Genomic DNA, 14,191 nt, shown 5'->3' with positions numbered 1-14,191 from the left:
GCCGCTACACTGCCTAAATCGCGCGGGAACGGCCACATTGCCTTGACATCGGGGCGTTGGTCGCTATGTTTCGCGCAACCTTTGGGAAGCTGGGCACCTGCCATGCGTAACATTATTACCAAACTTCTTATCGCCGTCGTACCCAGGCACACCGCCGGGGGTGGCTAGCTGCCATCCACATGACAGGCGGTGTGCATGGGGCCCTCTTCGGGGCCTTTTTTATTTCCCGAACCCGACACGAACGAAGCCGCTGACAACAGCGCATCCGGAGCAAGCCAATGAGCAACAAGAGCCACGATCCGAACCAGATGACCGGCGCCGCGATGATCGTCCGCGCGCTCATCGATCATGGCGTGACCGACATTTTCGGCTATCCGGGCGGCGCCGTGCTTCCGATCTACGACGAGATCTTCCAGCAGAGCGAGGTCCAGCACATCCTGGTCCGCCACGAGCAGGGCGCCGGCCACGCCGCGGAAGGCTATGCGCGTTCGACCGGCAAGCCGGGCGTCGCGCTGGTGACCTCCGGCCCCGGCGCCACCAACATGGTGACGCCGCTGACGGATGCGCTGATGGACTCGATCCCGCTGGTCTGCATCTCCGGCCAGGTGCCGACGCATCTGATCGGCAATGACGCATTCCAGGAATGCGACACCGTCGGCATCACGCGCCCCTGCACCAAACACAACTGGCTGGTGCGCGATGTCAACGATCTCGCCAAGGTGCTGCACGAGGCGTTCTACGTTGCGACTACGGGGCGACCGGGCCCGGTGCTCGTCGACGTCCCCAAGGACGTGCAGTTCGCGACCGGCACCTATCATCCGCCGCGCAAGTCCGACGTGCATCGCTCCTACGCGCCGCGCGTGAAGGGCGATGCGACGCAGATTCGCAAGGCCGTGGCGCTGCTCGCCAATGCCAAGCGCCCCGTGATCTACAGCGGCGGCGGCGTCATCAATTCCGGCCCCGAGGCGACCAGGCTGCTGCGCGAGCTGGTCGAGGTCACCGGCTTTCCGATCACCTCCACGCTGATGGGTCTCGGCGCGTATCCCGCGTCGGGCAAGAGCTGGCTCGGCATGCTCGGCATGCACGGCACCTACGAAGCCAACATGACCATGCATGATTGCGACGTCATGCTGTGCGTCGGTGCGCGCTTCGACGACCGCATCACCGGCCGCGTCGATGCGTTCTCGCCGGGGTCGAAGAAGATCCACATCGACATCGACCCGTCCTCGATCAACAAGAACATCCGCGTCGACGTGCCGATCATCGGCGACTGCGGCAACATCCTCGGCGACATCCTCCAGGTGTTCAAGGCGGAGGCGAAGAAGCCCGACGTCAAGGCGTGGTGGCAGCAGATCGCGCAGTGGCGCGCCCGCAACTCGCTCTATTTTAGAAAGAGCAACGACGTCATCCTGCCGCAGCACGCGATCCAGAGCCTGTTCGAGGCGACGCGCGGCAAGGATACCTACATCACCACCGAGGTCGGCCAGCACCAGATGTGGGCCGCGCAGTTCTTCGGTTTCGAGGAGCCGCATCGCTGGATGACCTCGGGCGGTCTCGGCACCATGGGCTACGGCCTGCCGGCCGCGGTCGGCGTGCAGGTGGCCCATCCCGACAGCCTCGTCATCGACATCGCGGGCGATGCCTCGGTGCAGATGACGATGCAGGAGATGTCGACGGCGGTGCAGTACGAGTTGCCGATCAAGATCTTCATCCTGAACAACCAGTATATGGGCATGGTGCGGCAGTGGCAGCAGCTGCTCCACGGCAACCGGCTGTCGCATTCCTACTCGGAGGCGCTGCCGGATTTCGTCAAGCTCGCGGAGGCCTATGGCGGCGTCGGCTTCCAAGTGCACAAGCCCGGCGATCTCGACGGTGCCATCCAGGAGATGATCTCGGTCAAGCGCCCGGTGCTGTTCGACTGCCGCGTCGCGGCGCTGGAAAACTGCTTCCCGATGATTCCCTCCGGCAAGGCGCACAACGAGATGCTGTTGCCGGAGCAGGCCAACGACGAAGCCACCGCAAAGGCGTTCGCCGGCGGCAAGGCGCTGGTGTGAGCGCGATGTTCGACCTGAAGGAGCTCGAACGCGCACATGCGATCGTGGGGCAGGCGCTGCCGGCGACGCCGGCGTACGCCTGGCCGCTGCTCGCCGAGCGGCTCGGCACACAGGTCGTAGTCAAGCATGAGAACCACACGCCGATTGGCGCCTTCAAGGTGCGCGGCGGGCTGGTCTATCTCGAACGTCTGAAGCGCGAGCGGCCGAACATTCCGGGCATCATCTCGGCGACGCGCGGCAACCACGGCCAGAGCCTCGCTTTTGCAGCGAGTCGCCACGGCGTGCCTGCGGTGATTTACGTGCCGCGCGGCAATTCGGTCGAGAAGAACCGCGCGATGCAGATGTTTGGCGCCGAGCTCGTCGAGCATGGCGAGGACTTTCAAGCTGCGCGTGAGGAGGCCGGCCGCCGTGCGCAGTTCGCCGGATTACACATGGTGCCGTCGTTCCATACGGACCTTGTTCTGGGTGTGGCGACCTATGCGCTTGAACTGTTCAGGACTGCACCGGATCTCGACATCCTCTATGTGCCGATCGGGCAGGGCTCGGGCATCTGCGGCTGCATCATGGCGCGAGATCTGCTGGGCCTGAAGACCGAGATCGTTGGCGTCCAATCGACGGAGGCGCCGTCCTACGCGTTGTCGTTTGCGGCAGGCCACGTCGTGACGACCGAGACCAGCAACACGCTCGCGGACGGCTTGGCGACGCGGATTCCCGATCCGGAAGCGCTCGCCATCATCCGCAAGGGCGCTTCGCACATCGTAGAGGTCACCGACGACGAGGTCGCCGCCGCGATCCGCGCCTACTGGACCGACACGCACAATCTCGCCGAAGGCGCCGGCGCTGCCGCGCTCGCCGCGGCGCTTCAGGAAAAGACGAAACTGTCGGGCAAGCGCGTCGGACTCGTGCTGTCCGGCGGCAATATCGATTTCGATCTGTTCCGCGATTGGGTCGGGACGGATGCGCCGGTCGCCCTTCGGGCGACGGCGTAACGACGAGAATAGAGGGGACGACAATGAGCCAACCCGCATCCGCCTATTTCATCGAGGAGCGCCACGATCCGAACGAGACGCACACGCTCTCGGTGCTCGTGCAGAACGAGCCCGGCGTGCTCGCGCGCGTCATCGGCCTGTTCTCGGGGCGCGGCTACAACATCGAGAGCCTCACCGTCTCGGAGACCGAGAGCCAGAAGCATCTCTCGCGCATCACCATCGTCACCACCGGCACGCCGATGGTGATCGAGCAGATCAAGCATCAGCTCGATCGCATGATCCCCGTCTATCGCGTCGTCGACATGACGCTGACGAAACGCTCGATCGAGCGCGAGCTGGCGATGGTGAAGGTGCGAGGGCAGGGCGAGCATCGCGTCGAGGCGCTGCGGCTGGCGGATGCGTTCCGCGCCCGCGTGATCGACGCCACCACTGAGAGCTTTGTGTTTGAGATCACAGGCAATACCGACAAGATCAACCAGTTTATCGACCTGATGCGTCCGCTTGGCCTCGTCGAAGTGTCGCGCACCGGCGTTGCCGCGATCGGCCGCGGGCCCGAAGGGATGTGAACCATGCTGGCGCGCGACTGGTACTATAACGAGCGGAACCGGATGGGGATCGGGCCTGCCGTGGCGTCGATCTACGACAGCCACGACGACGCCGATCTGCGGGCGCGCGCCGCGCTGAAAATGCTCGGGGTCCAACGCGGCTGGCGCATCGCCGACATCGGATGCGGCAACGGCGTGCTCGCGACCGAGGCGGCGCTGATGGGTGCCGAGGTCGACGCCATCGACATCTCGCCCGCGATGCTGGCACTCGCCGAGATCTACGCGCGCGATCGCAAGGCGCCCGTGCGCACGCAGTCCGCCGGCCTGCTCAGTTTCGCCTACCGGCCGGAATCCTATGACCTGATCGTCAGCGAGTTCACGCTGCACCATCTGCCGGATTTCTGGAAGGCGGTGGCGATGTCGCGGATCTATCGCGCGCTCAAGCCCGGTGCGACCTTCTATTTGCGCGACATCGTCTACGCCTCGATGCCCGATGCCGTCGAGCGCGAAGTCGAGCAATGGGCCGACTTTGAGATCAAGAACCACGATGTCTCGCGTGACAGCGTCGTCACCCACATGCGCGACGAATATTCCACTTTTGGCTGGGTCATGGAGCGGATGCTGACCGATGTCGGCTTCACGGTGGTCTCGGCCGATTACCACGCCCCGATGCACGGCACTTATCTGCTGCGGAAACCCAATTCTTCCACTTAAAGGCCGGCGAGCAAGACTAGACGACAACAACAGGGCTGCGCGACAAGGCAGAACCGGGAACAACAATGAAGCCGGCCGACATCCTCATCGCCATCCTGGTGGCGATCATCTGGGGGCTTGCCTTCGTGGCGAGCCGGATTGCGCTCGACGAATTTTCGCCGGAGCTGATGACGGCGATGCGCTTCACGATTGCCGCGGTGCCGTGCCTGTTCATTCGCAAGCCGAAGATTGCCTGGTCGCTCCTGATCGCGATCAGCTTCACGCTCTTTCTCGGCCAGTTCCTGAGCCAGGCCTACGGCATCGCCCATGGCGTGCCGGTGGGGCTGACCAGCGTCGTCGTGCAGAGCCAGGCACTGTTCACGATCGGCCTTGCCGCGATCGCATTCGGCGAGCGGCCGACGCCTGCGCAGACGCTGGGCATCGTCATCGCAGCCGTCGGTCTCCTGATGATCTGCGGCACCGTTGGTTATGATTTCAGCGTCGGTGCCTTCGCCGTGCTGATGATCGCACCGGTCAGTTTTGCGATCGGCAATATCCTGTTACGCGGTGCTCGCGGCGTGCCGATGTTCGATCTGTTCGCCTGGTTGTGCCTCGCCACCGCGGTGCCGCTGTTCGCGCTCACGCTGGTGGTCAACGGACCGACGCCGACCTGGCAGTCGCTGATCCACATGTCGCTCACCGGCCTCATCTGCCTGCTGGTGATCGGCGCCATCTCCACCAGCATCGCCTATTGGCTGTGGGGCCGGTTGCTGCGTGATTATCCCGCGGCGCAAGTGGTGCCGTTCGCGCTTCTGGTGCCGTTCGTCGGCTCGGCCGCGTCGAGCATCGTGTTCGGCGAGAAGTTCGGCCCGTTGCGGCTTGCCGGCATGCTGACCGTGGTCGGTGGCATCGCGGTGATGGTGCTGGCGCGGCGCCCGCAGGCGCTGGCCAAGGTCGCGTGAGGTGAACATGTCTCAGTCGCTGCTCTACGCCTTCATCATCTTTGCCCTCGTGATGTTCTTCACGCCGGGGCCGAACAACATCATGCTGCTGTCCTCGGGACTGACCTACGGCTTCCGTCGCACCCATCCCGCACATCGCCGGCATCACCATCGGCTTTGCCTTCATGGTCGGCGCAGTCGGCCTCGGTCTCGGCACGGTATTCCTGGCCTATCCGATCCTCCAGACCATCCTGAAATATGCCGGCGCCGCTTATCTGATTTACCTGGCCGCGGTCATCGCCTTCTCCGGCGCGGCCAAGCCGGGCGAAGGGAGCGCCCGCGGTCCGATGACCTTCTGGGGCGCCGCCATGTTCCAGTGGATCAATGCCAAGGGCTGGGTGATCGTGATCGGCACCATCACCGCCTATGCGGCAATCGCCCAATTCCCGCTCAACATCGCGATCCAGACCCTGATCAGCCTGCTCGTGGGCACGGTCTCGACCGTGGTCTGGGCCTTTTTCGGCACGGCATTGCGGCCGGTCCTGACCTCCGAGCGGCTGGTCCGCGCCTTCAATATCCTGATGGCGATCCTGCTGTTGACGTCTCTCTACCCCGTTTTCATGGATGCATGATGTCGCGGATTTCCATGCAGAATCGGGTTTCCCAGTGGGCTGAAAATGCTCTAGACAGCCTCCGAAATCCGCAAATTTCAGCGTCCAGGACCTGAATGACAAGACCTGACTGACAAGCCCTGACTGACGAGATCTGACCAACGGCCGATTCCGGCCCCTGAATGAGGAAACGACCATGCGTGTTTATTACGATCGCGACGCCGACCTGAACCTGATCAAGGGCAAGAAGGTCGTCATCGTCGGCTACGGCAGCCAGGGCCACGCCCATGCGCTCAACCTGAAGGACTCCGGCGTCAAGGAAGTGACGATTGCGCTCCGTAAGGATTCGGCCTCGGCCAAGAAGGCGGAAGCCGCCGGCTTCAAGGTGATGGAAGTCGCCGAGGCCGCCAAATGGGCCGACCTCGTCATGATGCTGACCCCGGACGAGCTCCAGGGCGACATCTATCGCGAGCACCTGCACGACAACATGAAGAAGGGCGCCGCCCTCGTGTTTGCGCACGGTCTCAACGTCCACTTCAATCTGCTCGATCCGCGCGCCGATCTCGACGTGCTGATGATCGCGCCCAAGGGCCCCGGCCACACCGTGCGCTCGGAGTATCAGCGCGGCGGCGGCGTGCCCTGCCTGATTGCGATCGCCAAGGACGTCTCGGGTAACGCCCACGACCTCGGCCTGTCCTACGCCTCCGCCGTCGGCGGCGGGCGCGCCGGCATCATCGAGACCACCTTCAAGGAAGAGTGTGAGACCGACCTGTTCGGCGAGCAGGTCGTGCTCTGCGGCGGCCTGGTCGAGCTGATCAAGGGCGGCTACGAGACGCTGGTCGAGGCCGGCTACGCGCCGGAGATGGCCTATTTCGAGTGCCTGCACGAGGTGAAGCTGATCGTCGACCTGATCTATGAAGGCGGCATCGCCAACATGAACTACTCGATCTCCAACACCGCGGAGTATGGCGAGTACGTCACCGGCCCGCGCATCGTCACCGCCGAGACCAAGGCCGAGATGAAGCGTGTCCTCGCCGACATCCAGGGCGGCAAGTTCGCCCGCGACTGGATGCTCGAGAACAAGGTCAACCAGACCTCGTTCAAGGCGACCCGCGCCAAGCTCGCCGAGCACCCGATCGAGGAAGTCGGCGCCAAGCTGCGCGACATGATGCCCTGGATCAAGAAGGGCGCGCTGGTCGACAAGTCGAAGAACTAAGTCGCCGTCGTCCGGACGCGGCGTATCGTTTACGCCGCGTCGGGATACGGGAGCGAAACACAAGCTTCGCTCGCCAAACCAATTCTTAAACCTTCGCGACTATATCTGAGCGGGATCGCAAACAGCGGTCTCGCTCTTTTCGTCTCGCGCGAAGCATTGCTGCTTCATTCAAATTCTTCGCGAACTGAAGTACTCCCTGAGAACGAAGAACTGACGCTTAAACCACATTCTTGGTCTCGCGTGGTTTTTCAGAATGTTTCAGAAGCTAGCGATCACTGAAAGACCAGCGTCTTCAAGGGCAAGGATTCGGCTCTTCATCCGCATTTTCAAGGCGCAATCAACCTCGCGCCGCGACGTTCGCGCGCCGCTTCATCCTAAGAACTGACACCTGCGGCGCCCCCTTGAGCGTTGGCGGCATTGCGCACTGACGCCTTTGTCCTACATGATCGCGGCAACTGATGGGGGAAAGACCATGCGATCCGTCGTCGTCACCGGCGCGTCCACCGGCATTGGCTGGGCCACTGCAAAATTGCTGATCGGGCGCGGCTATCGCGTCTTCGGCAGCGTCCGCAAGCAGGGCGACGCCGACCGGCTCAAGGGTGAGTTTGGCGCGAACTTCACCCCGCTGCTGTTCGATGTCACCGATGAGGCTGCCGTGCTGGCCGCCGCACGAGAAGTACGCGAGGTGCTGGGCGGCGAGACGCTGGCCGGTCTGGTCAACAATGCCGGTGTCGCGGTCGCCGGTCCCGTGCTCGAACTGTCGGTCGACGACTTCCGCCGGCAGATGGACATCAACGTGATCGGCCCTGTGATCGCGACGCAGGCTTTCGGGCCGCTGCTCGGTGCCGACCTGTCGCTGAAGGGGCCGAAGGGACGGATCGTGATGATCAGCTCGGTCGCGGGCAAGAACGGCAATCCGCTGTCGGCGCCCTACTGTACCTCCAAGCACGCCATCGAGGGGCTATCGGAAAGCCTGCGCCGCGAGCTGATGCTGTTCGGCATCGACGTCATCATCGTCGCCCCCGGCGCGGTCAAGACGCCGATCTGGAGCAAGGCCGAGCAGATCGATCTCTCCGTCTACCAGAACTCGCCTTATCTGCCGGCGCTGAACAAGGTCAAGGCGTTCATGATGAAGCTCGGCGAGACGGGGCTGCCGGCCGAGCGGATCGCCGAGGTCGTTTTCGAGGCGCTCACGACTGAGAGACCCAAGGTTCGCTACCAGATCACGCCGGACTGGATGCGACATTTGATGACGGCCACGCTGCCCAAGCGCGTGGTCGACCGCATCATCGCCAAGCGTCTCGGGCTGCTTCCACAGGGCTGACCGACGTTCAGTTCGCCTCGGCCGTTCGTCCGCGCGGCCGAGCGGCCATCGCGACCAGGCGCAGCGTCATCACGGCGATCAGCGGAATGAGAAACGCGGCATAGAGCGGCATCGCCGGCACGCGCTTGCCGAACGACACCACGAACTGGAACCAGAGATAGTATCCGCCCGTAAGGTGCAGCGCGCGCCAGGCGTGCGGCCCGAGCAGCGCGGCGGTGCGGTCGAACGAAGTCGCGCTCATGGCGATGATGGCGGCATAGCCGATGCCGCCGAAGATGTAGGAGGCCGCCGAGGTGGCCTCGGCAAAGCTTGCCGGATCCATCCTGGCGAACGCGACGATCGCAACCGCGTGGATGGCGTGGGAGGTGGCGAAGCTCAGGCCCAGATAGCGCCGGTTGCGCCACTGCCAGCGCGTCCAGGCGCTGGGCCACAGCCGTGCCAGTGCCGCGGCACTGAAGGCAAGGCAGAACAGCAGGAGCGAGCTTCTTGCCGTGAAACGGATCACCATCCGCGCGCCCTCGACCTCGAACTGCCGCATCGAGGCAATCCACAGGCTGAGTGCGATCAGGCTCAATGCGAGGACGGCAAGCAGCCGCCAGCCTTCAAACCAGTTTTGGCGTTGTGACATGCGATTTGCTCCATATGTAATCACCGATTACATATGGCTTGGCTGCGCGGTCAATGGTGTAATCGCTGCTTACATTCACGTTCGGGTGATGCTAGGAAGCTCCATGCCTGCCCGACAGCCGGCCAAGCCGCGCGCTCGCCGTAACACCTCTGAAGTCCGGCCCTATCACCACGGCGATCTCCGCCGCGTGTTGATCGACGCTGCGCTGCAATTGGCGGCGGAGGGGGCCGAAATCTCGGTGCGCGAGGCCGCACGCCGGGCCGCGGTTTCGCCGGGCGCGCCGTTCCGGCACTTCCCCAACCGCGACGCGCTCATGTCAGCGGTCGCTGAGGAGGCGCAGCGGCGCTTCCGTGCCGAGATCGAGGTGGCGCTTGACCAGGCACCGGCCGCCGACCCGTTCGGCCGCTTCCGCGCCTTCGGCCTCGCCTACGTGCGCTGGGCGAGGCGCAATCCCGCGCATTTCGAGATCATCTCCACCGGGCGCTATTTCGCCCATGGCAGCTCGGCGGAGCTGACGCGCGACAATGCCGAATTGATCGCGCTGACCGAGGGAATACTGATTGAGGCGGCAAAGCAGGGCCTGCTGCGGTCGGCCGACCTCAAGCGCATCCAGATCGCCGGCCGCGCCCTGGTCTATGGTTTTGCCAGGATGAATCTCGACGGCCACCTTCCGCGCTGGGGCGTGGAGGAGGACGAGATCGAGCGGATGGCGGAAGGGGTCATCGACCTGTTCATCGCCGGGATTGCCAAACCCTAGCGCGCCTGCCGGCCCTCAGCGTGAGGAGATAGAGTTGGCCGTGCGGCGCTTCGCCGCTCACTAACAATAAGCAAAGGTCGGATCGCTGCGCGCGTTGCTTGTCCTTGACCGTTCCGTTACAGTTTTGTGACACGGTGCAGGCTTCCGGCTGCGTCGGACGCCTTCGCGATTTTTCAAACGCGAGACGCTTGGCATCACCCGCCGGACTAAAGTTTAGCGTGTCGTCGATGCCGCCCGCGCCCAATCCAGGTCCTTCTGCCACGACCGCCGTGCTGGCGAGTGTCGCCGCGCTCGGCATCTGGCGGCTGCTCGCGGTTGCGGCGCCCCATCTTGCCGCGCTCGCACTGATGTACGAGACCGAGACGGATTTCGGCGCGCGGCTCGCCTTCGTGCTGGCCTGGGGCATCCTCAACTTCTTCTGGATCGCGCTACTGCGGCGGCCGGCGCTGTCGGGTGCATTGTCGCTGACCATGGTCGTGGTGCTGGTGCTGCTGTCACGCCTGAAGCACGACGTCGTGCAGATGACAGTCAATTTCATCGACCTGATGATGATCGACCGCGACACGGTGGCGTTCCTGTTCACGATCTTCCCGAATTTGCGCTGGTCGGTGGTTCTGGCGGGTCTCGTCACGCTGCCGCTGATGTATGCGCTGTGGTGGCTCGATCCGTTCCGCATCCGCAGGCTGCCGGCGCTCGCCTCCATGCTCGGCTGCCTCGCCGCGCTGGTCGGCTATTCGCTCTATCATCCGGACGAGGCCTGGCGCGGCTATTACGACGACGGCTATCTCTCGAAATTCTTCCGCTCCGGCGTCAGCGCGGTCTCCGACTTCGCGCAATACGGCTTCATGGAGTCCGCTGCTTCGACCAACGAACGGCTCAACTTGCCACTGGTCGATGCGTGCCATCCCGCGGGCCGTCGGCCGAACATCATCATGGTCCATGATGAATCGAGCTTCGACATCCGCGCCGCGCAGGGCATCAAGGTGCCGCAAGGCTATGGCCGCCACTTCAAATCCTGGGACGGCAAGGAGCGCACATTTCTGGCCGAGAGCAATGGCGGGCCGAGCTGGTTCACCGAATACAACGTGCTTGCGGGCCTTTCCTCGCGCTCGTTCGGCCGCTTCGCCTATTTCGTGACGCGCATCGCGACAGGCCGTGTCGAGCGCGGCCTGCCGCTGGCGCTGCGCCGCTGCGGCTACGACACGATGTCGCTCTATCCTGCCTATGGCGGCTTCATGGCCGCGCGCAGCTTTCAGTTGACGACCGGCGTTGAACGATTCTTCGACTCCAAGGATCTCGGCGCCAAGGATGTCGAGCCGGATAGCTTCTTCTACGACAAGGCGCTCCGGCTGATGGGTGAGCGGACGCCGAACAAGCCGCTGTTCACCTTCATCTACCTCGGTGCCAATCATTTCCCCTGGGAGACGCGCTTCCGCCCCGATCTGCTGCCGAACTGGCGCGCGCCGGGCAATATGCCGTCGATCGACGAATATCTGCGCCGACAGGCGATGAGCGCCGAGCAGTACAAGGCTTTCCTCGCGGGCCTGAAGAAAAATTACCCCGGCGAGCCCTTCCTGATCGTGCGCTACGGCGATCACCAGCCGGAATTCGCGCCTGGTATCCTCGAGCCCGGGCTCGACGAAGGTGCTCTCGGCAAGAAGCTCGACGCCTACGACCCACGTCTCTACGCGACCTATTACGCGATCGACGCCGTCAATTTCGAGCCGGTGAAGAGCGAGGCCGTGATGGACACGGTCGACGGCCCGTATCTGCCGCTCGTCATCCAGGAAGCCGCCGGCATCCCGCTCGATCCGTCTTTCGCCGAGCAGAAGGAGATCATGCTCCGCTGCAAGGGGATCTTCTACGGCTGCAAGAACGGCGCCGAAGCGCGCCGGCTGAACCGGCTGCTGATCGATGCGGGGATGATCCGGGGGCTGTAGTCTTCGTCACCGTCATCCTGAGGTGCCGGAGCGTAGCGGAGGCCTCGGAAGGATGCGCGGCCCGGCTGCATCGCGGCCGTTCATCCTTCGAGGCTCCTCGCGCACTGCTTCGCAGCGCACGCCTCGTACCTCAGGATGACGGGACATACGGCAAAACCTACTTCCCCACCTTCTCCCACAGCCACTTCGCCACCGCATCCGGCGACGAATTCGCGTCATTGCCGGCGGCGCGCAAATTGGCTTCCCGCATGGTCGCGATGTCGATCTTGCCGAGCAGCGGCTTCAGCGCGGCCTGCAGCCGCTCGTCGCCGGCGCGCTTCGGGGCCAGCAGCAGGATCGCATCGTAGGGCGGGATCGCGTGCCGGGGGTCGTCGAGCGCAACGAGATCGTATTTTGCGATCAGCCCGTCGCTGGTGTAACCCGCGATGACATCGACCTCGCCGCTGGCGACGGCCGCGTACATGAAGTCCGGCTGCATCTGGCGCTGGGCGCGGAACGAGAGGCCATAGGTCTTTTGCAGCGCCGCCCATTCGGGCCGCGAGAAAAATTCATAATCGCCGGCGATCGACAGGGACGACGCATGCGCGGCGAGATCGGTGATGGTGCGGATGCCAAGTGCCTCGGCGCGCTTCTTCGGGATCACCAGCGCATAAGCATTCTCGAATCCGAGCTCGCCGAGCAGCGTGATGTTGTCCTTCGCGAGCGTTGTTTTCAGCTCCGCCAACAGTTCCGCACGCGGCTTGATGTCCGTGCGGTGAAGCTGATTGGCCCAGAGCGTGCCGGAATAATCGACATAGAGATCGATATCGCCGGCTTTCAACGCCTCGAAGATCACGCTTGAGCCGAGGCCGGATCGTGCGACGGCGGAAAGACCGGCCGCCTGAAGCCGGTCCCTCATCAACGCCGACAGCACGTATTGCTCGGCGAACGTCTTGGCACCGACGACATAGCTCTGCGACGAGCGCTCCATCGTCGGTACCAATGTTGCGACGACCAGTGCCGCGATCCCGGCCGCGCCAAGCGCTGTACGCACGCGGCTGCGCCGGCGCAGGCCGCTCTCGATCAGGCCGAGCAGTTGATCGACTGCGAGCGCCAGCAGGGCCGAAGCAAAGCAGCCGAACAGAACGAACACCCAGTTCTGGGTCTGGAGCCCGGCAAAGATGTAATTGCCGAGGCTGGTCTGCCCGATCGGGGTCGACAGCGTCGCGGTGCCGATCACCCAAACTGCGGCGGTACGGATGCCCGCCATCATCACCGGAAGGGCCAGCGGCAGTTCGACCATCACCAGCGACTGCCGTGCGGTCATGCCGACGCCCTTCGCCGCCTCGACCAGCGCGGGATCGATGCCGTTGAGGCCGGTGATGCCATTGCGCAGTACCGGCAGCATCGAATAGAGCGCGAGCGCCAGCATCGCCGGCAGGAAGCCAAACGCCGAGAACGAGATGCCGAACCAGGCCAGCGTCACGGAGGCCGTAAGCAGCAGTAGCGGATAGAACAGCGCGAGCAGTGCCAGCCCCGGCACCGTCTGCACGATGCTGGCGAGCGCGAGCAGGACAGCGCGCGCGGTGGGGCGGTTGCGCGTCAGGATCGCCAGCGGCAGGCTGACGATCAGGCCGAGCGCGAGCGCGGCCAAACTCACCCGCACATGGTTGCCGAGATAGTCGGGTAAATGCGCCAGCGCCTCGCCCCAGCGCGGATCAGACAACAGGCTCATGCCGCACCGCTCTGTGGCAGCAGCGCGTTCAGCCGTTCGACCTGGCGTCGCGGCGTCCGCAGCAGCTCCAGCACGTAGGCGTCACTGGTTTTCGAGAGCTCCACTGGCGTGCCCTGCGCGAGCAGCTTTCCGCTGCGCATCACCGCGATGCGGTCGGCGAGCAAAATCGCTTCCGTCATGTCGTGTGTGATCATCACGGTGGTCAGGCCGAGCCTGCGGTGCAGCTCGCGAAAATCGTCGCCGAGCGCATCGCGGGTGAGAGGATCGAGCGCGCCGAAGGGCTCGTCCATCAGCACGATGCGGGGCCGTGCCGCAAGCGCCCGCGCCACGCCGACCCGCTGACGCTGGCCGCCCGAAAGCGCGTCCGGCAGCCGGTCGCGATGCGCGGCCCGATCGAGCTGCACGAGTTCGAGCAACTCATCAACTCGCGTTGCGATATCTCCCGCCGGCACGCCGAGCAGCTTCGGCGTGATCCCGATATTGTCGGCGACGCTCAGATGCGGGAACAGCCCGCCGCTCTGGAAGACGTAGCCGATGCGGCGCCGCAGCGCGACCGGATCGGCGGATTGCACGTCGTCGCCCTCGACCGTGATGGTGCCCCCATCCGCCTCGATCAGGCGGTTGGCGAGCCGCAGCAGCGTCGTCTTGCCCGAACCCGAGCCGCCGACGACGGCCACAAACTCGCCTTCGGCGATGTCGAGTGACACATCGTCCACGGCCTTGAGCGCGCCGAAGCTCTTGGTGACATGGGCATAGCGAATCATCGGCCTGGACGGCAT

Annotated in this window: 12 protein-coding genes and 1 pseudogene; 10 read left to right on the top strand and 3 right to left on the bottom strand. The window is 64.3% G+C overall.

The window, feature by feature from the left end; translation table 11 throughout:
- The first annotated feature begins 278 nt into the window (after positions 1-278).
- From ACVWW3_RS20050 to ACVWW3_RS20015, 8 genes and pseudogenes are all read left to right on the top strand, one after another.
- A complete protein-coding gene (locus ACVWW3_RS20050; RefSeq protein ID WP_456672087.1) occupies positions 279-2,054 on the top strand; it encodes an acetolactate synthase 3 large subunit in 1,776 nt (591 codons plus the stop codon).
- Between the two features lie 5 nt (positions 2,055-2,059).
- On the top strand, positions 2,060-3,043 hold the full coding sequence (locus tag ACVWW3_RS20045; protein WP_456648907.1) for a threonine dehydratase: 984 nt from the start codon (positions 2,060-2,062) through the stop codon (positions 3,041-3,043).
- A 23-nt stretch (positions 3,044-3,066) separates the two neighbouring features.
- On the top strand, positions 3,067-3,609 hold the full coding sequence (gene ilvN, locus ACVWW3_RS20040) for an acetolactate synthase small subunit (RefSeq protein WP_456648908.1): 543 nt from the start codon (positions 3,067-3,069) through the stop codon (positions 3,607-3,609).
- 3 nt (positions 3,610-3,612) lie between these two features.
- Positions 3,613-4,302, top strand: a complete 690-nt coding sequence (locus ACVWW3_RS20035) for a class I SAM-dependent methyltransferase (RefSeq protein ID WP_456648909.1) — start codon at positions 3,613-3,615, stop codon at positions 4,300-4,302.
- Between the two features lie 65 nt (positions 4,303-4,367).
- A complete protein-coding gene (locus tag ACVWW3_RS20030) occupies positions 4,368-5,243 on the top strand; it encodes an EamA family transporter (RefSeq protein WP_456648910.1) in 876 nt (291 codons plus the stop codon).
- Between the two features lie 7 nt (positions 5,244-5,250).
- Positions 5,251-5,854 (top strand): annotated as a pseudogene (locus ACVWW3_RS20025) (LysE family translocator).
- Between the two features lie 175 nt (positions 5,855-6,029).
- On the top strand, positions 6,030-7,049 hold the full coding sequence (gene ilvC / locus ACVWW3_RS20020; protein WP_247341352.1) for a ketol-acid reductoisomerase: 1,020 nt from the start codon (positions 6,030-6,032) through the stop codon (positions 7,047-7,049).
- 472 nt (positions 7,050-7,521) lie between these two features.
- On the top strand, positions 7,522-8,373 hold the full coding sequence (locus tag ACVWW3_RS20015; RefSeq protein WP_354051041.1) for an SDR family oxidoreductase: 852 nt from the start codon (positions 7,522-7,524) through the stop codon (positions 8,371-8,373).
- A gap of 7 nt (positions 8,374-8,380) precedes the next feature.
- On the opposite strand, the gene ACVWW3_RS20010 is transcribed toward ACVWW3_RS20015, so the two are convergent.
- Positions 8,381-9,001, bottom strand: a complete 621-nt coding sequence (locus ACVWW3_RS20010) for a hypothetical protein (RefSeq protein WP_354051043.1) — start codon at positions 8,999-9,001, stop codon at positions 8,381-8,383.
- Positions 9,002-9,188: 187 nt separating this feature from the next.
- On the opposite strand from ACVWW3_RS20010, the gene ACVWW3_RS20005 reads away from it, so the two are divergent.
- Positions 9,189-9,758: a TetR/AcrR family transcriptional regulator gene (locus ACVWW3_RS20005; RefSeq protein WP_456649788.1), complete on the top strand. Its 570-nt coding sequence runs from the start codon at positions 9,189-9,191 to the stop codon at positions 9,756-9,758.
- Between the two features lie 227 nt (positions 9,759-9,985).
- Positions 9,986-11,698 carry a sulfatase-like hydrolase/transferase gene (locus ACVWW3_RS20000; RefSeq protein WP_456649789.1) on the top strand — a complete coding sequence of 571 codons (1,713 nt, stop codon included), beginning with the start codon at positions 9,986-9,988 and terminating at the stop codon, positions 11,696-11,698.
- Positions 11,699-11,855: 157 nt separating this feature from the next.
- On the opposite strand, the gene ACVWW3_RS19995 is transcribed toward ACVWW3_RS20000, so the two are convergent.
- Entirely contained in the window at positions 11,856-13,412 is a 1,557-nt protein-coding gene (locus ACVWW3_RS19995) for a glycine betaine ABC transporter substrate-binding protein (protein WP_456648911.1), read from the bottom strand.
- Positions 13,409-14,191 (bottom strand): ATP-binding cassette domain-containing protein, encoded by a 783-nt coding sequence (locus tag ACVWW3_RS19990; RefSeq protein WP_456648912.1) that lies wholly within the window; start codon positions 14,189-14,191, stop codon positions 13,409-13,411. The genes ACVWW3_RS19995 and ACVWW3_RS19990 overlap by 4 nt, the downstream gene beginning before the upstream one ends.

The organism is Bradyrhizobium sp. LM2.9 (assembly GCF_054056555.1).
The sequence above is the reverse complement of the archived record's forward strand: the minus strand, read 5'-3'. Positions and strand labels throughout refer to the sequence as shown.

Bases quoted from the DNA above. Each gene is read 5' to 3' on its own strand.
- ACVWW3_RS20050 (WP_456672087.1), top strand. From the start codon at position 279: ATGAGCAACAAGAGCCACGATCCGAACCAGATGACCGGCGCCGCGATG.
- ACVWW3_RS20045 (WP_456648907.1), top strand. From the start codon at position 2,060: ATGTTCGACCTGAAGGAGCTCGAACGCGCACATGCGATCGTGGGGCAG.
- ilvN (WP_456648908.1), top strand. From the start codon at position 3,067: ATGAGCCAACCCGCATCCGCCTATTTCATCGAGGAGCGCCACGATCCG.
- ACVWW3_RS20035 (WP_456648909.1), top strand. From the start codon at position 3,613: ATGCTGGCGCGCGACTGGTACTATAACGAGCGGAACCGGATGGGGATC.
- ACVWW3_RS20030 (WP_456648910.1), top strand. From the start codon at position 4,368: ATGAAGCCGGCCGACATCCTCATCGCCATCCTGGTGGCGATCATCTGG.
- ilvC (WP_247341352.1), top strand. From the start codon at position 6,030: ATGCGTGTTTATTACGATCGCGACGCCGACCTGAACCTGATCAAGGGC.
- ACVWW3_RS20015 (WP_354051041.1), top strand. From the start codon at position 7,522: ATGCGATCCGTCGTCGTCACCGGCGCGTCCACCGGCATTGGCTGGGCC.
- ACVWW3_RS20010 (WP_354051043.1), bottom strand. From the start codon at position 9,001: ATGTCACAACGCCAAAACTGGTTTGAAGGCTGGCGGCTGCTTGCCGTC.
- ACVWW3_RS20000 (WP_456649789.1), top strand. From the start codon at position 9,986: ATGCCGCCCGCGCCCAATCCAGGTCCTTCTGCCACGACCGCCGTGCTG.
- ACVWW3_RS19995 (WP_456648911.1), bottom strand. From the start codon at position 13,412: ATGAGCCTGTTGTCTGATCCGCGCTGGGGCGAGGCGCTGGCGCATTTA.
- ACVWW3_RS19990 (WP_456648912.1), bottom strand. From the start codon at position 14,191: ATGCCGTCCAGGCCGATGATTCGCTATGCCCATGTCACCAAGAGCTTC.